The sequence below is a fragment of the Paenibacillus sp. M2 genome (assembly GCF_046713495.1).
Taxonomy (GTDB): Bacteria; Bacillota; Bacilli; order Paenibacillales; family Paenibacillaceae; genus Paenibacillus; species Paenibacillus amylolyticus_B.
This window is the reverse complement of record NZ_CP169648.1, coordinates 5,651,203-5,672,019: the sequence shown is the minus strand read 5'-3', so window position 1 is coordinate 5,672,019 and position 20,817 is coordinate 5,651,203. Positions and strand designations below refer to the sequence as shown.

Annotated in this window: 19 protein-coding genes; 15 read left to right on the top strand and 4 right to left on the bottom strand. The window is 44.8% G+C overall.

The genetic code is table 11. The features are described from left to right. Nucleotides 1–128 precede the first annotated feature (128 nt). From pulA to ACETMN_RS26015, 5 genes are all read left to right on the top strand, one after another. Nucleotides 129–3,005: a type I pullulanase gene (gene pulA / locus ACETMN_RS26035; protein ID WP_091020378.1), complete on the top strand. Its 2,877-nt coding sequence runs from the start codon at nucleotides 129–131 to the stop codon at nucleotides 3,003–3,005. A 280-nt stretch (nucleotides 3,006–3,285) separates the two neighbouring features. After that, nucleotides 3,286–3,915 (top strand): 50S ribosomal protein L25, encoded by a 630-nt coding sequence (locus ACETMN_RS26030; RefSeq protein WP_091020376.1) that lies wholly within the window; start codon nucleotides 3,286–3,288, stop codon nucleotides 3,913–3,915. Nucleotides 3,916–4,096: 181 nt separating this feature from the next. Further along, entirely contained in the window at nucleotides 4,097–4,600 is a 504-nt protein-coding gene (locus ACETMN_RS26025) for a hypothetical protein (protein WP_411735331.1), read from the top strand. 275 nt (nucleotides 4,601–4,875) lie between these two features. Further along, nucleotides 4,876–5,847, top strand: a complete 972-nt coding sequence (locus ACETMN_RS26020; RefSeq protein ID WP_091020373.1) for a helix-turn-helix transcriptional regulator — start codon at nucleotides 4,876–4,878, stop codon at nucleotides 5,845–5,847. A 42-nt stretch (nucleotides 5,848–5,889) separates the two neighbouring features. Then, the gene (locus tag ACETMN_RS26015) at nucleotides 5,890–6,252 is read left to right on the top strand and encodes an HIRAN domain-containing protein (RefSeq protein ID WP_091020372.1); all 363 of its coding nucleotides are present in this window, start codon (nucleotides 5,890–5,892) and stop codon (nucleotides 6,250–6,252) included. A gap of 20 nt (nucleotides 6,253–6,272) precedes the next feature. Here ACETMN_RS26015 and ACETMN_RS26010 read toward each other — a convergent pair whose 3' ends face one another. Then, nucleotides 6,273–7,376 carry a glycosyltransferase family 4 protein gene (locus tag ACETMN_RS26010; protein ID WP_411735330.1) on the bottom strand — a complete coding sequence of 368 codons (1,104 nt, stop codon included), beginning with the start codon at nucleotides 7,374–7,376 and terminating at the stop codon, nucleotides 6,273–6,275. Nucleotides 7,377–7,591: 215 nt separating this feature from the next. Here ACETMN_RS26010 and ACETMN_RS26005 point away from each other — a divergent pair, with 215 nt between their 5' ends. From ACETMN_RS26005 to msrA, 6 genes are all read left to right on the top strand, one after another. Beyond that, a complete protein-coding gene (locus ACETMN_RS26005) occupies nucleotides 7,592–7,903 on the top strand; it encodes a DUF3817 domain-containing protein (RefSeq protein ID WP_179198676.1) in 312 nt (103 codons plus the stop codon). A 277-nt stretch (nucleotides 7,904–8,180) separates the two neighbouring features. Continuing rightward, the gene (locus ACETMN_RS26000; RefSeq protein ID WP_036617064.1) at nucleotides 8,181–8,999 is read left to right on the top strand and encodes a TerC family protein; all 819 of its coding nucleotides are present in this window, start codon (nucleotides 8,181–8,183) and stop codon (nucleotides 8,997–8,999) included. Nucleotides 9,000–9,501: 502 nt separating this feature from the next. Continuing rightward, nucleotides 9,502–10,965, top strand: coding sequence for an RtcB family protein (locus tag ACETMN_RS25995; RefSeq protein WP_179198675.1), 1,464 nt, complete (start codon nucleotides 9,502–9,504; stop codon nucleotides 10,963–10,965). Then, on the top strand, nucleotides 10,965–12,269 hold the full coding sequence (locus ACETMN_RS25990) for an ATP-binding protein (protein ID WP_091020366.1): 1,305 nt from the start codon (nucleotides 10,965–10,967) through the stop codon (nucleotides 12,267–12,269). The genes ACETMN_RS25995 and ACETMN_RS25990 overlap by 1 nt, the downstream gene beginning before the upstream one ends. A 308-nt stretch (nucleotides 12,270–12,577) precedes the next feature. Beyond that, nucleotides 12,578–12,835, top strand: a complete 258-nt coding sequence (locus tag ACETMN_RS25985; protein WP_017686880.1) for a GlsB/YeaQ/YmgE family stress response membrane protein — start codon at nucleotides 12,578–12,580, stop codon at nucleotides 12,833–12,835. 198 nt (nucleotides 12,836–13,033) lie between these two features. Next, a complete protein-coding gene (msrA, locus tag ACETMN_RS25980) occupies nucleotides 13,034–13,549 on the top strand; it encodes a peptide-methionine (S)-S-oxide reductase MsrA (protein ID WP_091020364.1) in 516 nt (171 codons plus the stop codon). 89 nt (nucleotides 13,550–13,638) lie between these two features. On the opposite strand, the gene ACETMN_RS25975 is transcribed toward msrA, so the two are convergent. Continuing rightward, entirely contained in the window at nucleotides 13,639–14,451 is an 813-nt protein-coding gene (locus tag ACETMN_RS25975) for a putative RNA methyltransferase (protein ID WP_411736440.1), read from the bottom strand. Nucleotides 14,452–14,804: 353 nt separating this feature from the next. Then, the gene (locus ACETMN_RS25970) at nucleotides 14,805–16,064 is read right to left on the bottom strand and encodes a hypothetical protein (protein ID WP_411735329.1); all 1,260 of its coding nucleotides are present in this window, start codon (nucleotides 16,062–16,064) and stop codon (nucleotides 14,805–14,807) included. Nucleotides 16,065–16,335: 271 nt separating this feature from the next. Here ACETMN_RS25970 and ACETMN_RS25965 point away from each other — a divergent pair, with 271 nt between their 5' ends. After that, entirely contained in the window at nucleotides 16,336–16,932 is a 597-nt protein-coding gene (locus ACETMN_RS25965) for a restriction endonuclease (protein ID WP_091020359.1), read from the top strand. 205 nt (nucleotides 16,933–17,137) lie between these two features. Here ACETMN_RS25965 and ACETMN_RS25960 read toward each other — a convergent pair whose 3' ends face one another. Next, nucleotides 17,138–17,605, bottom strand: a complete 468-nt coding sequence (locus ACETMN_RS25960; RefSeq protein WP_210109096.1) for a MerR family transcriptional regulator — start codon at nucleotides 17,603–17,605, stop codon at nucleotides 17,138–17,140. Nucleotides 17,606–17,830: 225 nt separating this feature from the next. On the opposite strand from ACETMN_RS25960, the gene ACETMN_RS25955 reads away from it, so the two are divergent. The 3 genes from ACETMN_RS25955 to ACETMN_RS25945 all read left to right on the top strand — a co-directional run bounded on the left by ACETMN_RS25955 (nucleotide 17,831) and on the right by ACETMN_RS25945 (nucleotide 20,745). After that, entirely contained in the window at nucleotides 17,831–18,949 is a 1,119-nt protein-coding gene (locus ACETMN_RS25955; protein WP_105601763.1) for an NADH-dependent flavin oxidoreductase, read from the top strand. A gap of 271 nt (nucleotides 18,950–19,220) precedes the next feature. After that, a complete protein-coding gene (locus ACETMN_RS25950) occupies nucleotides 19,221–19,448 on the top strand; it encodes a hypothetical protein (RefSeq protein WP_091020354.1) in 228 nt (75 codons plus the stop codon). Between the two features lie 67 nt (nucleotides 19,449–19,515). Further along, nucleotides 19,516–20,745, top strand: a complete 1,230-nt coding sequence (locus tag ACETMN_RS25945; protein WP_411735328.1) for a DNA glycosylase AlkZ-like family protein — start codon at nucleotides 19,516–19,518, stop codon at nucleotides 20,743–20,745. The last annotated feature ends 72 nt before the right edge of the window (nucleotides 20,746–20,817 follow it).

Genomic DNA, 20,817 nt, shown 5'->3' with positions numbered 1-20,817 from the left:
GCGATTGCTAATTGAATACTCGAATCGAACCGATATGTTAGTACAGACAACCCCGGGTTGACAAACAACGTCCCACTCCGTAACATCGGGACAACACGAAATCAATGGATATAAAGGCGGTGGGAACGATGCCGGAATGGACTTCTTTTTGTTACGAAGGCAACGATCTTGGCTTAACATATACTCGTGCTGCAAGTACTTTTAAATTGTGGGCACCTACGGCACAACGGGTTTATATATTGGTTTTTGAAGATGAAGGGCATTACAACGATAGTGGTAAAGTACAAGATCATGAAAATGGGCAGGAACATACTCTGACGCGCGATACGGACGGAATATGGAGTCTGAAGCTCAGCGGTGATTGGGCAGGCCATTATTATATGTACCGAATTATCCATGATGATCAGCGGATTGAAGTCGTTGTTGATCCTTACGCGAGAGCGGTAACGGCCAATGGGCAACGAACGGCTATTATAGATCCTGACACCACCAATCCGGCCGATTGGGACCTGGATGTCAAACCTGCTTTCCTGCGTCCTGTCGATGCCGTGTTATATGAGTTGCATGTCCGTGATTTCTCCTCAGACCCACATGCAGATATTCCGTATAAGGGAAAATATCTGGCATTCACAGCATCCGGTCTGACGGATAGAGCTGGCAATAGCATTGGCGTAGACCATCTTGCCGAACTGGGAGTCACTCATGTACATCTTCTGCCTGTGGCGGATTATCAGACGGTGAATGAACTCGCTACAGCGGATGTTGGTTCGAATGTCAGAGCACCATACAACTGGGGATATGATCCGCAACATTATAACGTTCCCGAAGGTTCCTACGCTACCGACCCTCGTGATCCGGCAGTTCGAATTCGGGAGCTCAAATCACTCGTACAGTCGCTGCACAGACAAGGTATTCGCGTTGTACTTGATGTTGTCTATAATCATACGTACAGCGTGGAAGAAGGACCGTTTGAACGGATTGTACCCGGCTATTATTACCGTTATCGGGAGGATGGCACCCTCAGTGATGGTTCCGGTGTAGGCAATGAACTGGCGACTGAGCGTCCAATGGTGCGAAAATATATTGTGGATTCTCTCCGATATTGGGCAGAAGAATATCATGTGGACGGATTTCGATTTGACCTTATGGCTCTGATTGATACGGAAACGATGAATGAGTTGACACGCGAATTGCGGGAGCATATCGATCCGGCATTTCTGATCTATGGGGAACCCTGGACGGGTGGAGATTCGCCTTTGGACCGCAAAACATTAAAAGGAACCCAGCGAGGTCAGGGATTTGCAGTATTTAATGATCATTTTCGCAGTGCAATCAAGGGCGATAGTGATGGCAGTGGCAGAGGGTTTGTCACGGGTGCCGGAGGGCAGGAATATGAGATTCTCAGAGGATTGGCAGGAGCACTGGATGATTTCACATCTTCACCTGTGGAGGTTGTCAATTATGTAACTGCTCATGACAATCTCAATCTGTGGGATAAAATTGCGACAACAATGAACCTTAGGCATGAATTAGGATTTCCCGTATGGAAGGACGGACAGCCCGTGGGTGGTGGGAGTGCTGAGTCCGCTGTAAAAGCAGCAGATCCTTATCGGTATGTGGATGCAGATGATGTTTTGGATCACGAGATGGTTCGTCGCTCGTTACTGTCTTCCGGTATTTTGCTTACTTCTCAGGGAATTCCGTTTCTGCATTCAGGGGATGAGATGCTCAGATCCAAAGCCGGTGATCATAACAGTTATCGGAGCGGGGATGCGGTGAACGCCATCACATGGGCCAACAAATCACGGTTCAGACCGGTGTTCGACTACTATCGTGGTCTTATTCACCTGCGTCGCACACATCCCGCTTTTCGTATGATTGATGCTGAACAGGTACGAAATCACCTTCGTATAATTCGTGCGGATGGCAATGTGGTTGCCTTTATACTTCAGGATGGTGCGAATCAGGACACCTGGAATCAGATTATGGTCATCTATAACGGAACGGAACATGAGCAGCATGTGGACCTGGGGGAAGGGGACTGGCATGTCGTAGTCAATGATCATCAGGCAGGTACAGATCTGATCGAGACGGTTCGTGGTACTGTGCAGATAGAACGATGGTCATTAATGGTACTGTATGACACAGAGCGAGCTGGAGGCGCTGAACCATCAACAGTGGAGATTAGTTTTCCTCGCCAGGTATATAGTCCTAAGGAGTCCACTCAACTACGAGCGATCGTACGGGACAGCATTGGCAATGTGGTAGAAAAGGCTCCAGTTACCTGGACTTCTTCTGATCCGGATATTCTTCAGATCCAGCCTGATGGAACAATCCATGCACTGGAACGAGGGGAAGCTTCGATTACAGTCCACTGTGGGAACATAACGGCAAGCTGTATGTTACAAGTGGATTATCGTCATGCTGAACGAATCGAAATTGTGGGCGAACCAGTCATGTACATGACTCGAATCAGTCGCTTCCGTGCCTTGGTCCTTGATCAATTTGGTCAGCCGCTTCAGGATTCGAATGTACGCTGGAGCTCTTCTCATCCAGAACTTGCAGCGGTGAGTGCAGCAGGGATCGTACGTGCGATGACACCTGGAGTAACCCATATTATTGCTGAAGCTGGAGGAATTCGGGCAACGCTTGCCGTGACGATTCATAAACAGATTTCGCGAACGGTCACGCTTCGATACGAACGGGAAGACCAGCATTATGAAGGTTGGGATGTCTGGGTGTGGGGCACAGGTATGGAGGACGGAGCAGTACGGCTGGAACAAGTCGGAAATGCCGCCGAAGCCCGCTTCCGGGTTGCTCCGGGTCTGCATCACCTGGGATTGATCATTCGATTGAACGAATGGGAAGCTAAAGATACGTGCGGAGACCGTTACGTGGACATTGTACCTGAAGACGGGGATGTACACATTATTGTGCGTAGCGGATCAGACGAGATGCAGATCATTCGTGAAAGCGAAAAAACAGAGGATCGTAATAGCGCATAGTTTCTTTATGTATAACGTCGAATGTAGTTCGTCAAAACCTTGATAAATCAGCAGTTGGAAGAGATTCCGACTGCTTTTTTGCTCTGATTAGAAGCCGCATAACTTGCCAAAAAATAATTAATTGTCCTGTTTCGTGTTTGAGATCCTCTATCATTGGGGTAAATATAGATATGGCCCACGATTCGGCCAAAGGAAAAAAGACCATTAAGGTCTATGAGATAAGCCTCAGTGCTTTCCAACAAATATAATGTAGTGATCCCTTGAAGGAGGATGTTCAATCATGAAATCCAACGGAAAAATGGCTCAACTTACAGCAACGCCAAGAACGGAAAAGAAAGGTGCAGCACTGCGCCTGTTAAGACAAGGCGGACGAGTTCCCGCAGTCGTTTACGGCCCGGGACTTGAAGGTGCTTCAATACATGTAGATGAAAAAGAAATGCTGAAAGTGGCACGCACAGGCCGCTCCGAAATGTTCAACCTGAAACTTGAGGGCGGTAAAACGCTTCCGGTGCTGATCAAGGATCAGCAAGAGCGTAATGGACGTTTGCTGCACGTAGACTTCCTGCAAATTTCCAAGAACAAGCCAATCAGCGTAAGTGTATCGATCGACTTCCAGGGTACAGCGGCTGGCTCGAAAGCTGGCGGTGTATTCCAGACACAGGAGACACAGCTGGAAGTAGAAGGATTGCCTGCGGATCTGCCAACATCCATTGAGGTGGATGTCAGTGGATTGGACATTGGTGATCGCTTGACTGCTGCGGATATCAAACTCGATAAAGGTTTGACACTCGTAACATCACCTGAATCCATCATTGCGTCCGTCATGCCGCCACAAGCGGCTGAGGAAGAGCCAACGGCCTCTGCTGAGGAAGCTGAGTCGGCAGCTGAAGAAAAAGCTACAGAAGAATAAGCCAAGCTACGGGATCTTGCCAGATCCCATTCTTAACCAAAGCCCAGTCCTCGTGACTGGGCTTTTTTTATTTTCCGAGCAAGAGAGTTCAATAGGCACATCGTTCGCATGAAAAATGAGAATGTACTACAATACTGTTAAAGGGTAAGAAAGTAGGTTTAATTCAATGTTTGATCCAACGGTGTATGACAATTTGAAAGTCGGGTTTGAGAATTATCTCTATGATATGGATAACCTGGATGAACGTATTCAGATTACGGGGCGTAAAGATCGGCTGGAGATGGCAGTGATGTCCAGAGAATTCACATTACAATTCTGTCTCAGGGATCGCCCGGAAGTAACAGGGGAAGTTGTATTAAGCAGTTCCCTTGAGGAGCTTGCAGCGGAGATCCTGGAGACGCCTGGTGCGAGTCCGGGTTGCCGCTTGGAGCTACGATTCAGTATGGTTGTGAAGCATCCTGAGGAGCAGTGCACGGTTATTCGTCCGATATTACAGAAGAGCTGGCCTGAGCAGAGGATGTGCCAGAACATCCAATATATCTTTGATGAACAGCCAATCACGTATAACCTTACGGCACACGTACATTTTGACCGCAGTGTGAATGAAGACCAGATGGGGGACATTCCTGAACTCTGTGAGCATATGGCAAATGTGATGAATCAATTATTACAGTTGCATAACTAGCAATTCCGAGAAAAGCCTTGTCTCTTTGGTGAGATCTGGGCTTTTTTTGTATTATTTTTAGAAAATTGTATAGGCTTTCAGGCTTAGGTTTAAGGGCTTTTGGGTTAATGTTTTACGCAAGCGAGTAAGAGAATGTATATTAAAAGGGGGTAAGAGTGCAATTGGACTATACAAAAATGGTGAAATTGCGAAAATAATATTGGGACTAAAGATTTAGTTCTGTACTAAAGGAACTAGTTTTCCTTGCCGATAAAATATCGAAGGGGAGAAACTACATGACAGAGAAATTAATTCGTCTGCTGCGTATACTTCAGGCTATACAAGCAAATCCTGGAATTTCGGCCAAGGAATTGGCGCTGAAATGCGGTACGACTGTACGCACGATTTATCGTGATCTCCGGATTTTGGATAGGGTCGCCCCGATTATGAATGAAGGATACGGCAAAGGGTACCGATTTATTGGTGAGTTTGCGATGTATCCGTTAGATTTTACTGAACAGGAAGCAATGGTTTTCTCCTTGCTCCCGTCCGTAGTTGATACCTCCAAGTTACCTGCTGAGTTTGATTCAGCGTTTGACAAGGTTATGTCGGCTCATACCAAATTAAAATCAAGAAACAGTGACATTGTAGAGAATATTGCGGGAATTATTCGGATGGGCACGCCAGCTTATCGTGAGGAAGGAAAAGACCCTAATTTGCTGATTCCCATTATCGAAGCTATTCTAAGCCAGCAAACCATTCGTACTCAATATCATACGCTGACAAGAAATGAGATCACAGTCCGGGATATCGATCCCTATTATCTCATTCCACGTGATCAACGTTTTTATTTGATTGGATACTGCCATTTGCTGCAAAAAGTTCGATTGTTTCGGATCAGCCGTTTTTTGGATGTGACACGAACAAATGCCGGTTTCGACAAGGGTGATTTCAACATAACGCAGTACATGAAAAACACATGGTCTATTGACCGTGGAGACGAGCATATCCATTTCAAGGTAAGATTCTCTGAGAAAGTGGCCCCCTACATAAAAGAAGAAGAAATGTTTGTTCGCCCGCGAATGACGAATATGTCGGATGGGGGATTGTTATTTGAAGTGACACTGAATAGCAGCAGAGAATTTTTGAAATGGTTGTATCAATTTGGGCCCGAAGCAGAGGTACTTGAACCTCGTGAGTTTCGTAGAGAGATACGCAGGCAACTTGTCGAGTGGTTGGAACATTATGAAACCGATGTATCATTGTAAAAATTTTAATCATGGAGAAATACAGGAAAAGGAGCAGGTAATATGAGCACCAAATTATTCGCAGCTATGTATGGGATGGACCACTACCATGGAGTACAGGCTTTACATGTGGGGGATACCGTGTATCTCGTCAAAGATCCAGATAATCGTTTGGATTATCAAGCAATTAAGGTTGTTATTCCACCGATTGGAGCTGTAGGTTATATCGTTAATGATCCGCTGGTCGTACCTCATGGATGTTGGGTCGGGACGGCATTCTACGATGTGTTTCATCAACTAACGTGTGCCAAAGTACGATTCATGATGAGAGATATGGTGATTATGGAGTTAATTGAGATGAGTCACATTCCTGTTCCGCAGATGGATTCTTTGATTAAGGGATGGCAATTTCGTGAAAAAGCTTGATCATTGTAACAAAAGAAGGCTCATTTACGGATGAGCCTGGTATAGGTCGCTTCCAGATGCATGGCTGTTCTTGCCCAACTGAAATATGCCCTTGCGCTGTCCCGGCCAGCCTTTCCTAACTTCTCGGCAAAAGTGGGATTGCTTGCAAGTTTGTACAGGTAAGAGGTGAAACGTTGAGGGCGCTTATAAGCAGTGACAAGGTATCCATTGATACCTGATTCAATAATCTCACGAATACCTCCGTTATCCGAAGCAATAACGGGTAATCCTGAAGCCATCGCCTCAACATTAACCAGGCCAAAAGCTTCATGTTCTTGAGACGGACAGACCAGACAATCCACTGCCCGATACAACTGATCGATGTGCTCATGGTTTATCTGACCACGGAAGGAAACATGGACCTTTTGTTTTTGGGCAAGTTCGCGAAGTTTACGCATGTAATACGGAGGTCCTTTGCCTGCAACAACCAGTTGAACAGGCATCTGTTGCTGAAGGAGGGCAGTCGCACGAATTAATACGTCTACACCTTTTCCAGGGATCAGCCTGCCGACATACAGAATAGAGAATGGTTTCGTTACTCCAAATTGTGTACGCAGATGAATCTGTTCTTCGCTGGATTCAACAGGTCTGAAGCGGCTTAGATCTGCACCCAATGGAACAACACTCATTCGGTGTTTTACCAACGGAAATCTGCGGCCTAACCTTTGTCGCAGGGAATGACTGTTGACGGCAATCCAATCCGCTTTTTTCATTAATGTGAGTTTGGAAGGTCCGGGCTGAGCAAACGTTAATGAGTGAAGATAGAGTACAACGGGAGTGCGTGGAAAAGCTCGTTTGATGGTAGCCATACTTCGTGGCCTGTTATCCACTTGAATTACATCATAGGGTTGCTGGGATAACAAACGTATGACTGCTTTGGTGTACATGACAGGACTCGAAGCAGGGACACGTTGAATGGTGATCCCTTCGATCTGTTCTGTGGCGGCGAGACCTTTCATTTGACGACTTATAATGGTTACCTGATGGCGATGGGCTAGTTCACGAGCGATGCCCAGGATACAGATTTCCACGGAACCATTACCGGGCAAAGGCAATTTCTCGGGTGCAACCATAGCTATTTTCATGATCCGGCTCCTCCTTGTCCGACATCTGTAACAATCTTCGTCATATATCTTATGAGAAGTTAAAGCATTTGGCTCCTGCGAAAGGGTAGGTGAATCACCCATATAAGCGAGCAGGAATAATCTGCTGCTTGGCATTAAGCGAGATATTCAGCTTTTGTGATATACTGTACGGGAACAATTGAATTCGTTACATGTATAAAAGCAGGAGGAAAATAATGTTACATTCTACGCTGGGGCGCTTCCGGCTGATGTTGTGGTTGCAGGGCATTTCGTACGTGTTGTTACTTTTTGTTGCTTTTCCGTTGAGAGATGCAGGGATTATGCCGCAGGCTGTCACATGGTTTGGAAATCTGTACGGTTTTTTGTTTTTAATGTATTTGTTATTTATGGTGACTATGTACACCTCACAGAAATGGCGTCTGCGTCGTCCAATTGCTCTGTTCTTTGTTTCTTTCATTCCGCTGGGGAATATGATCTACGATGTTGTCGTATTCCGTAAGCTGTATCGTCAACTAAATAAAGCTTGACTTTATTTAACGTTATGAAATATGATGAGTACAGGTTAAACAACCCGTTCCAACTAAAACTACATATTCCTGTTAAAGGGGAGTAGCTTTTACAGTAAAGTCGTCAATTCGGGATCATATCCCCGGCTTTATTGGCAGCAATTTTGTTGTTAGCGAGACCTTTACCAAGTTTTCATGCTCGGTAAAGGTCTCTTTTTGTGGATATAAAAGGACCTTACCAGTGATGGTAAAGGTCCTTTTTTTTGTACATCATAAGAATATTAAGGAGGAGTCAATGTTGGATGTTTCATTATTATTAGAATATGGGTGGGTGCTTGCTGTCTTAGTGGTCCTTGAAGGATTACTCGCAGCAGATAATGCATTGGTACTCGCAATCATGGTTAAACACTTGCCTGAAGATAAGCGCAAAAAAGCGTTGTTCTATGGTCTGATGGGTGCATTTGTTTTCCGTTTAGGTTCGTTGTTCCTGATCTCTTTCCTCGTCGATGTATGGCAGGTGCAAGCGATCGGTGCCTTGTATCTCCTGTACATTTCGATTAACCATATCGTTAAAAAGATACTGGGTAGTCGCAATAAGACAGATGAAGCAGCTGATTCAACGCCGAAGAAACCGAAAAAACAATCCGGTTTCTGGATGACCGTTTTCAAAGTCGAAGTAGCGGATATCGCATTTGCAGTTGATTCCATTCTGGCTGCTGTTGCTTTGGCCGTGGCGTTGCCACCAAGTGGATTGCCTCCAATTGGCGGACTCGACGGTGGACAGTTTATCGTTATCTTCCTCGGTGGATTCATCGGGCTTGTGATCATGCGTTTTGCAGCCTCATACTTTGTAAAATTGCTTCATTCCCGTCCAGGACTTGAAGTTGCGGCATTTGTAATCGTAGGTTGGGTAGGGGTTAAGCTGGCCGTTATTACACTTGCACACCCTTCATTGGGTGTTCTGGATGAGCATTTCCCGGAAAATAAAATTTGGAAATTCGGATTCTATATTGTACTGATCACCATTGCGGTATGTGGTTGGTTCCTGTCTTCTAAAGTACCTGAAAAAGAAGACGAAAATCCGGTTGAAGAGTTGGAAAAACAAGCAGGACTGTAATAATCATGTTACGCTAACAACATCATTATTATTTGGAAAACAGGAGATTGTCCTAGGACAATCTCCTGTTTTTGTTTACATATGCAATCTACACCATGGACCAATTTCCAAGAAAAGGGTTGACACATGAATTCTAGTCCCCTTAATATAAGACTAACATTAACGAAGGGAGGCTGAGAGACATGATGCTTGGTTATGATTTGATTCAAACAGGGCGCAACGTAGACACAATAGCATATCCGGCTCATCGTTTCATTGGCCTCATACGGTCGACATAGGGGATAGGCATATCGTTTAGCGGGTTTGATAATCGATATGCGTTCTTCGCTTATATTATAGCGATGGATGACAGACACACAGCATGTTTATGCTGCTCTGTTCTCCGTTATTGTCATTCAGTAGAAGTCATGGGCGATTAGCCTATGGCTTTTTTTAGTTTTATTTTACAGATGAATCAGCAAACCGAATTTGCTGAACGTACAGGAAGGAATAATACACTTTTATGAATACAGAATTTAATTTATTTACCAATCCAAACGAATTAACAGGAGCCTACCGGCATGAAGTAAAATTGCCTGCAGGTGATCTAACCGTATACGCGGCGCAACAACTCTTCTCCTCGCTTGATTACAAGGTGTTCGAGATGGCAAACAATAATCTGCAGATTCCGGGAATTTCTTATATGAGTTACACGCCAGACGTACACGTCGGTGTAGGTACCTGCATTGGAACGACAGCCGTGTGGGATGCGCAGAGCGGCTACGTATCTCCCTCCATTGTGGGCAGTGACATTGGCTGTGGCATGCGAGTGCATATGACGAACCTGCATAAGGACGAATTGAAAGACATCAAGCTCCGCCGCAAACTCGTCAAGGCCATTGAGAAAGTATTGCCGATGGAGGCGAACCAGCGAGGTCATTACTCGGATATCAGACTGGAGCATATCGTTCGTAAAGGACTGCATGGTTTACCCAAAAAGTATATTCCGGACAGCTATACACCGAAAAAATCAACCGCGATGACACATGTGGAAAGCAGCAAGTTCAGTTACGATGAGGATGTGTTAAACCACGTTCCTGATATGACGTGGCATCGTTCGCATCGTCAGCTCGGTACACTGGGTGGGGGGAATCATTTTGCCGAGATCCAGGCGATTGAGATCGCTGAAGAGAATCGTGAAATCGCCGAAGCTTGGGGATTGTACGATGGACAGATCGTGGTCATGATTCATTCCGGCTCTCGTGCATGGGGTGGGTATGTAAGTCAGACGAGTTCGTCAGCAATTGCCAAAGTCATGCAGCGGCTTAACCTGGGTACATCCGATCCCAGACTGGTATTTGCTCCACTGGAGCATGCGGAAGGTCGTCATTATGTGAACATGATGTATTCTGCATTGAATTACGCTGTTGTCAATCGTCACCTGATTGCGTATGCTATTCGCGAAGCATTCCGGGATGTGTTTGGCTCCAAATGTGAATTTCGTACGTTATACGATCTGATGCACAACTATGCTTGGGAGGAATCTCACGCAGACCAAGGTTCCGTTTTTGTGCATCGTAAAGGTGCGACACGTGCGTTGCCGGCAGGTCACCCGGACAATCCAAAGCCTTATCTGGCAACAGGGCATCCGGCGCTTATTCCCGGTTCCATGGGAACTGCTTCATATATCATGGTAGGTCAGCCGCAGGGTGCTGATAATTATTATTCAATATGTCACGGTGCGGGTCGTATCCGTTCACGGACGGCAACAAAACGATTGATTAGCGTGGAAGATTTTGCTACGGCACTGGGTGTGGGTACAGAAGATGAGATTGTGGTAAACCAACGCTCACTTGAATCCATTATTGATGAATCACCTCAGGCTTATAAAAATGTAGATGAAATTATAGACAGTGTTACCGGCGCAGGCCTGGCTCAAGTTGTAGCCAAATGCAAACCGCTTGTAGCGGTAAAGGGAGCGAAATAATGACAATAAACGAAAAACAAACAGATCCAACCCAGGCGATCTATACCTATGACGAACAACATGATACCCGAATTCGAGTGGAAGGGTACGCCATCTATTCAAGGCTGATTCGTGGAATCAGTGAGGCGCTCCATCAGCGCTATGGGGTTGAGTACAAGCTTTATGCCAGTTCTGACCCGAACAATGAATACTGGGAATTACTCCGGGAGGATCTGCAAAATGGCAGTGACGAAGTGGAGTTGGTAGCCCGCATATTCGAAGATTTGGAGCTTCAGACCTTGCATTACGACGATGATGGGGATGTACCCACTTATGGTGTGCATTACTCCATTCGAAACAATGTATTTGCCTATCCAAAATGGGGCGTTGCGCTCGTACGGGTTCCGTTTTTCCGAGAGAACGGGATATACAGTGAAGACTTTGTCTTTGCCATCGGTGATGAGGAGATGAAGCAATTTCTGGGAAGTGTCCGGGAACGGGAACGTCAGCAAAATATGAAAAAAGTGACGGTGTATACCGATGCCCGCAATGGCAGCGATCGTCATGTTGAATCCATTACTCGCTCCGTAGGAAGAGAGGATGTTGTTCTCTCGGCACAGATCAAGCAGGATATTTTCCGCTCGCTGGATCAGTTCTTCGAAGCAGATCGTTCCTTTTACAGAGATTACGATATCCCGTACAAACGGGGCATTCTATTGTATGGACATCCCGGAAACGGTAAGACCACATTGGTGAAATCCATTGCAGGAAGTATTCCGGGACCGGCTGCGTATTGGCAGATAACGGAGTATACCAACAGTGAATCGGTGCGTGAAGTGTTCGAGGCTGCCAAGCGGCTCGCACCGATGGTACTGATCATTGAGGACATCGATTCGATGCCGGATGAAGTCCGTTCCTTTTTCCTGAATACACTGGATGGAGCTACGTCCAAAGAAGGCATTTTCCTGATCGGGACAACGAACTATCCTGAGAAAATAGACCCTGGCCTCATGAACCGTGCTGGACGGTTTGACCGGGCTTACGAAATTCCGCTGCCAGATGAAGCGCTGCGCCTGCAATATTTGCGCCAGCGGGGCTTCACCATATTTGCTGGTGAAGAAGGAGCAATTGAAGCTGCTCGTCTGACCGACACGTTTTCGCTTGCGCAGCTGGGTGAGTTGTATGTGAGCGTTGCGCTCGAATGGCATCAGAATGGACAGACAGACATTGTGAAAGTCATTCAGTCGATGCGTGGCGAGCTGGACAAGAGCCATAAACATACTTGGCTGGCGCAGCCAGGAAAGGGTCGTGCAGGCTTTTATTGATCAGATCTAACCCATCCATCCTATAATATGACGCAATTTTATAAATAATCCTACCTCAATTGGTGATACTAACCTTGTCTGCTCTAACATACAATGACTTTCGGGAGGTACATAACGCAGCCCTGAGCTGGTGAGATGCCGGAAAGTAACGCGATCTGTTTCATACCTGACTAAGGCTTGTTTTGCAGAGAAAGATGCATGGGGACAAAAGGTAATATGCAAAAATTTTTATGCCAATTGTTTAAATGCTTCTGTAGCGGTTAATAGTAGACAGACAACAACAAAAACTTTAATTAGAGGTGAATGATATGGGTTGGTTATGGTCATTAATTATCGGTGGTATCATTGGTTGGTTGGCAGGTTTGATCGTTGGTCGTGACATTCCAGGTGGTGTTATTGGTAACATCATTGCTGGTTTCATCGGTGGATGGTTAGGTGGAGTAATCTTGGGAGATATGGGTCCTGAGATGGGCGGATTCTACATTGTACCTGCATTGATCGGTGCGATCGTTCTTGTAGCCATCGTAAGCTTGATCTTCCGTTCGATGGGACGTAGTCGCGGGTAACTCATTCAAGATCAGTTCTTGAATAAAGTTGTCAGCTAAATTGCATTACCAAATGAATAAAACAAATTACCAATGAAGAGGTTGATTGAGAGCCATAACGATGGCTTTCAATCAACCTCTTGTTGTTTTAAAATATAAGAAGATATGCGTAATGCTATCTATATTCATACGTAGTTTAGATAAGAGGGGATGAACGGAATGGAAAAAGCTACATTCGCCGGCGGATGTTTCTGGTGTATGGTTACACCGTTTGAAGAACAACCGGGCATTCATGGCATTATATCAGGTTACGCTGGCGGCCACGTCGAGAATCCAACATATGAGCAGGTCAAAACCGGGGAGAGCGGTCATGTCGAAGTGGTTGAAATTACATTTGATCCAGATGTATTCCCTTATGAACGACTGCTGGAGCTATACTGGCCTCAGATTGACCCGACAGATAACGGAGGACAGTTCCAGGATCGGGGGACACAGTATCGTACGGCAATCTTTGTGCATAATGAACGTCAACGTGAGCTTGCTGAACAGTCCAAACAGGAACTGGCAACCAGCGGACGATTCACTCAACCGATCGTTACGGAAATTCGGGATGCCGTCGTGTTCTATCCGGCTGAAGACTATCATCAGGAATACCACAAGAAAAACGAGAAACATTATAAGGAAGACCGTGCGTTATCCGGACGGGACGAATTTATCGAGCAGAACTGGAAATAATGCATCAGATCAAATGAGAAGCCGGGAAAGTTCCAGTTGGAACTCGCCCGGCTTTTTGACTGTATGGCGGCTGAAATCAGCCATAATGGTTATCTGATTGTTCCCACCAGTATTTCTACGTCAATGGTAATCTTCGACAGGGAAGCTTGAATGCTCACCAGGGATGATCTCGACCGATGCCAGGAAAGTGGTGTCATATGAACGAGTGAATCTAGCATGTTTTCGGTGACGGGCAGCGTGTAGGTCAGCGGAATGCTGGCGATGAGATGATGATGTTTGCGGAATCGGTCCAGCGTAAGTTCCCGGACGTCTGCTCGATCAGGTCGATTCAGGAACAGCATTTCTCTCAGTTCAATTAAATATCGTTCATGGGGGATGACTTTGATGATCCATCCCCCATCCTTCAGAATTCGTCCAAACTCTTCATAGTTGGAAGGAGAAAATATATTCAGGATGATGTCCAGCTGACCTTCTGCAAACGGACTGCATGCCAGATCGCCGACAAACCAAATTTGCTGGTTGTAGGCAGAGGAAGCCATGGCAATGCCTTCTTTGGCAATATCGATGCCCCAGCCAACGGCTGGAGTATTCTGCGTAATCTGCTGCAGAAATGTTCCCTCTCCTGTGCCTGCATCCAGAATATGCACGGGATAGCTGATGTCAACGGAATAACGTGCGATCCACCTGCGTAGTACTTCGGTCAAAGGAGCATAAATACCGGTTCCCGATAAGATATTCCTTTTGGCTGTAAATAAACGTTTGTCATAGTTGCCCTTGAAAAAACGTGTCATGAAATTGATATAGCCTTGTCTTGCAAAATCAAAGCTATGTCTGGACACACATTGAATGCTCCCTGAGTTAATGGTTGCCATAGGGCTATGACAGATGGGACAGTTCAACATATGGATGTATGGATTAATAAGCGCAGCGCTGCGTTCTCTGCGATGGACAGACATGGAATAACACCCCATTCATTCAGATTTGGATAACTGAAGAAAAGGGCATAACAAATAAACCTCTGCACGAAATTCAAAAAAAGAGGTTTATGGCTATGCCCCAAGTTATCTGTATCGAATGTACTGAATAATCATAGGAAGGTTAAGCTCCTTTTGCCTATCAAGATTAGGGTGAAGCAAGAGAACGTTACCAGTATAACAGGATGAGAAGAAATGACAAGTAAGGGGAGCCAGGCGAATTTGAAATAAAAGAGCGCCCTGTCAACCGTTTAGACGGTCATACAGAAGCGCTCCGTTCATTATTTTGCAGTAGCCTTTAATACATATTTGGACAATGTCTCATTGTTCATGGAATAGATGACATCATCGACATAGGTTGAGACCCCTTCTAATGAAGGAACTAAGGCACTGGTCGTGTAGATGTGCACGTCTTCCAGCGTCTGAGGATCAAGAATGTATCCTGTTTTGGCAAAATCAAGCTGATACTGACCATCCTGTGTCTGGTCGACATGCATCAATGCAGGCTGTGCGTCCTTGAACGTACGCTCAGTCACTTTGCCTTTCATCGTGTACAGTTCCAGCTTCTGCCCTGTAAAGACTGTATAACCGTTGCCAGCTGTCTGAATGTAGGCATCACCAGCAATGGCACGTCCCCAAGCAAGCTTGCCATCGGTGCCAAAGCCCATCAGTCGGTTACCGGTGTTTTCGAAATTCGCACGCATAATGATGGAACCATCGTCGAGAATGGCCAGCGATTCACCCCCGCCATCTCCTAATGTATTTGCATTGGCAGGGAATTGATAGAAGGACAGACGATTCAACGTACGATCATAGATCTCTACTTTGGGATTCGCAGCTTGCTGCCAGAAGTTGCCTACCTTCGTTTGTTTACTGGCATCTACTACAATTCGACCATGATCAGCCTTAAGCACGTTACCGTTAATGGTCTTTTCGGTAATCAATTTGCCCTTTTTGTCATATAACGAGATGGCTGAGCGAACGGAACCATTTGACTGCACGCCCTGACTTGAAGCAACCATCAGTGTATCGTTATCCAATAGGGATATGCTTGCGGGTGAGTTCACCGTTTTGACCCAGTTGGTTTTTCCGGATGTATTGAATGAGTACAATTTTTTGGTTTTGTCTGAATATTCCATATATACATAAGCCGTACCGTTGCTGGCATATACCGAATCAGAGTAGGTGGTATAAGGACCACTTTTCTCATGGAATATCGTATTCCACTTCAATTGTCCAGTTGTAACATCGAATGCTTGGAGAGAGTCCAGTTGCCAGTCGAGTGTTGTTTTGCTGCTTGTTTTCGTTACGGGCTGGGAGGCATGTACATATACAAGATTTTTGGATGGCACGGCATGAATTCCCTTGATCAGGACATCTTTCTCTGTATTAGCCTCAGATAACATCAGGGAAGATGACGTCCACGCCGGTTTGGGCATGGATTCGGTTGAAGCAGCGGCGTAACCTGTTGTATTCATGGTGAAGAGGAGCATGCCGCTGAGAATGAGGGCAGCCCATGTTTTGGACTTGTGTTTGGTCAATGTATGCAAGTGATAAACCACCTTTCTTCTTCAGTTCAAAATAGAACCGATTGTTGAATTTTACCATTAAAGTTAAGCTGAATTCAACCGAACGCACTGTAACCTTTTATCATTGGTTTGTCGAAATGGCTATGTTTGGAGAAGCGTAACGGTTACAGGGAATTCATCTTCTTTCGATGAAGGTGGAAGTCTGATATATTTAGTGCGGTGACAAGCCATATCTGCGTAAGACGTTGGATAGAACATAGGAAATGAAACAAGGAGAATAGTTATGAACTGGAGTGAAAATGTGACCCAATGGGTCATTGGATGTATCATCATATTGTTGCTGCTGGCCTGGATTATTCGGCGTGTTATCGGGCGCGGGCAGCGGATCCGAAGTGAAGCCAATCCTCGCAAAATTACAATAAAGGACATCGACAAGATGGAGGATGGTTCGGAATTTGAATTATATCTCTATCATTTATTCGAAGAGCTCGGGTACGATGAGGTGCATAAGACAACGAGCAGCCGGGATTTTGGGGCAGATCTGGTATTTGTCGATAGACTCGGCAGACGAAGTGTTATACAAGCGAAGCGATATGGTGCGAACCATCCCGTAGGGTTGAGTGCTGTGCAGGAGATATATACATCCATGCGTTATTATGAAGCCGACCGGTCAATTGTATTAACGTCCGCCCGTTACACCGAAGCCTGTCGGACGCTTGCAGCGGTTAATGGAGTGAAGCTGCTGGACCGGGAGGACCTGATGGAATTAATTCTGTTATTCAAAGCCAGAAGAGTGGAAGAAGCATTGGAACTGATCGAAGAAGATGACCATGAGCCAATCGAGACGTGGCAGTCCCGGCGAAAGCGGCAATCCCGTTAGGGTGCATTGTGCTACTGTGCTTTAATGTAGATTTTTAAATATCGAAAGTAGTAATGTAGTCAGGATTAACGTTTTAAACCGTGGAGACTCCCTCAAAAAAATGGATGATGCGACAGATGCAGATTTTAAAATAATTATAACCAATCGCTAGGTAAATATAGGCGACTGGTTATTTTTCTGGATAGATATTTAGTGCTCCGTTTGTTCATCTGTTGGTTGTAGCATTCCGAATATTTGATTCACCCCCCCTGGTATCGACAATGTTCACCTCAAGACCGTGACATTTAAAATTGTGGTTAGGATTTTTCCTAACCTCATCTTTTTGAAGTTCATACATAGCTAATTTATAATTTATTTCTTCCATATGTTTCAAACTTTCTTCGATTTTCTTTTGTAATTCAATTTTATGTTTCTTTAACATTTCCTCTCTTTCTAAATAGGTGGAGTTCCCCATCTCATAAGATTCCTTGTAGTCTTTAATTTTAGAAAGTGGCATTCCTGTTTCTTTGAGACAAAGAATAAAAGAAATCCAATCGATTTGTTGTTCGGTATAAACTCTATTCCCCTTTTCGTCGCGTGAAATATTCGGTAATATCCCTTGCTCTTCATAAAATCGAAGTGTCTTTGCAGTTATATTATAATTCTCCACCACATATTTCATTGAAAAAAACATCTGATCGCCTCCATAGTTACAGTTACTGTAACTGTTATTTTATCAAAATAGAAAATTATTAAAAGTAAATCCTTTTAAATTACGTATCAAATCCCTGCTTTACTTCCCCTTAGGTTAACCTGATATTCTTGAGTAGAACTTGTGGTTGGGATGGATGAGATAGGGTTACCTTCATCTGTTCCATAAATAAGTACTTAGAAATCAAAATACAAAGGAGAACGTACAATGAGTAAATTTAATAACTTGTTTGAACCCTTTATATTCAATAAAGGGATTACCTTAAAGAATAGAGTGGTTATGTCTCCGATGACGACATGGTCAAGTAATGATGATTACACGATTTCCGATGAGGAAGTTGCATATTATAAAAAAAGAGTGAATGGTGTAGGTTTAGTTATCACGGGCTGTACTCATGTCCTACCCAATGGGATTGGATTTACACATGAATTCGCCGCATATAATGATTCATTTATCCCTAGTCTAAAAAAATTGGCAGATGCTGCTAAGAGTGGAGGAGCTCCAGCAATTCTTCAATTGTTCCATGCTGGAGATAAAGCGATTGCTGAATTAGTTCCTAATGGTGACGTGGTAAGTCCGAGCGGTGTTGCTCTGACTGAAGCAGTATCCCCTAGAGAACTCAAGCATGAAGAAATTCTGGAAATTATACATGCGTTCGGTGAAGCTACAAGACGTGCAATTGAAGCTGGTTTTGACGGTGTTGAACTCCATGGAGCCCACGGTTTTTTACTTCAAAGCTTTTTATCTCCATTCTTCAACAAACGTCAAGACCAATGGGGGGGATCACTGGAAAAACGTCTGAGTTTTCCAATAGCTGTTATTCGAGAGGTGAAAAAAGCTATTGAGAGATATTCGACAAAACCATTTATTTTAGGTTACCGCATTTCCCCAGAGGAACATCAACAAGATGCCCTTAGAATGAAAGATACTTACGCACTGATTGATAAACTGATTGAAGAAAATGTTGATTATGTTCATGGTTCCTTGGTACAAGCCCTTACATCAAAACCAAAATATAACCAAGATAACAAAAAAACGTATCTTGAGCTGATTGTTGAACATGCCAACAATCGGATTTTTGTAATTGCAGCGGGTTCCTTGGAAAGCCCAGAGGATGTCTCTGAAAGCATGGAGAAAGGACTCTCTTTAGCGGTAATTGGACGTGTATTAATCTCCGATCCAGAGTGGGTTGAAAAAGTTCAACAAGGAAGGGAGGCGGAAATCCAAAACGTGATTAAATCATCTAACGTTAGAGATCTTGTGTTGCCAGCGAAACTATGGGGTGTCATACAAAATGCAGGTCCATGGTTTAAAGTTGAACAATAAAGAAGATGAAAGATCAAAAAAGGCCGCTATTAATAGCGGCCTTTTTTGATTTCAAGAACTTTTGTATTAATTATATTGCAACAGGTTTTATTCACTCTTCCTGAGGAAAATGGGCAATTTACGTTGCAGTTTCCCTTTGCCATAGCTTAAATAATTATAATTTGGATGACATGGTTTACTTATCCTCTTCAACAAAAAAGCTTCACCTTCACTTGCATAGCTGCACATGATATATTGAGTGTATATCAACCAAAGGAGAGTGTGATCCATTATGGCACGTACACAAACACAAAAAGCATTACGTAAAGCAGAGCGGTCAGGTCAATGGTGCTCGGAACAGAGCCGAAGAGTTAACGGAGATTATGGTGCGTTATCCCAGCATGTACGGCTCATGCCTACGAAGCAGGAAAAATTGCAAAAGGTCAAACACAAGAAGCAGATCATCCAGGATGGTAGTGCTTCTTTTTATTTTGTCTATAAGGTACGGATTGCTGGATAAGTAAGACGATAGAATTTTGTACACTAAATGAAGGGAAGAACCTATACATATGACAACAGCGCTGCACATGAATAAAAAAATCGTTCGGCGTTTTTTGCTTCAAACGCAAGCTTTACTGGGACGTTGGCCCGCCGTTTCCTTACCTTCGGGACCCAGCCAAGTTTTGAGTTTGATTCGCTCCCTTGGTTGCGTGCAGATTGATCCTGTGGCTGCTGTAACTGGAAACCAGCATTTGGTGCTGGGAGCCCGTGACCCTGGTTATACTGCTGACAGCTTAAATACGTTGCTGAGTGATCACAAGGTGTTTGAATATTTTGCAAATGCTGCCTGTGTCATTCCAATGGAAGACTATGCTCTCTTTGAACCTGTGCGTGCTCGATTAAGGGAGCGTCTGGCTCCGTCCTTGCAAGGTTTGGAGAAAACAGTGCAGCATGTGTTACAGCGTTTGAAGGAAGAAGGACCTTTACCTTCAAGAGCCTTCCGTGCTGTTGAGCGGGTTAGTGGTTATTGGGACAGTGCAGATGTGCCGAAGACCAAGGATACGACACTTGCTCTGAATTTACTGTTAGACTCCGCTGTAATTCGTGTGGTGGCGAGGCAGGGGAATGAACGTTATTTCCATATCACCGAATCCGGATTGCAGCAACAGGGACTTCCGATGAAAGAAGACATGGATGTGTTGGCCCAGAGACAGGCTCTGCTGGATAAATACATTTATGCGTATCGTGTCGTAGATGCCCGTGATCCCCGTCTCGGTTGGCTGAAATCTACAGCGGCTGAACGACGCGCCGATATTGCTGCCCGTGTGTCAGATGGGCGAATGATCCCGCTTAAGGTGGAGGACGTGGCCACGCCTTATTATATTCGTGCTGAAGATGAGGAATTGCTGCTGCACATGGAAAGGGAAGAGCCGCACTATGATCCGTCAGGCCCGGTCCGTTTCCTGCCGCCGCTGGACAACCTGTTATGGAGAAGAGAACGTATTGTTGATTTATTCGATTTTCATTATAAATGGGAGATTTATACCCCAGAGGTGAAGAGAACCTACGGTTATTATGCCATGCCTATTCTTCACGGTGATCGGTTGATTGGGCGTATGGACCCACGACTTGATCGCAAAACTGAAGTACTTACCGTTCGTTTGTTATCAATGGAAGAGACTGCTCCACCTGTGGAGGAATGGATTACGGATTTTCGGGAGGGGCTTCAATTCTTTGCGTCCATGCATGGAGCGCGTTCTATTACTATTGAGAAGACGGTACCGAAAGAGCTGAAAAAGCAGCTTAAATCAATTTAAGTAGGGGATATACGAAAGAATGTATGGATACGGAAATTGGAATTGTTGAGCGGAATTAGTAAGGACAAAAAA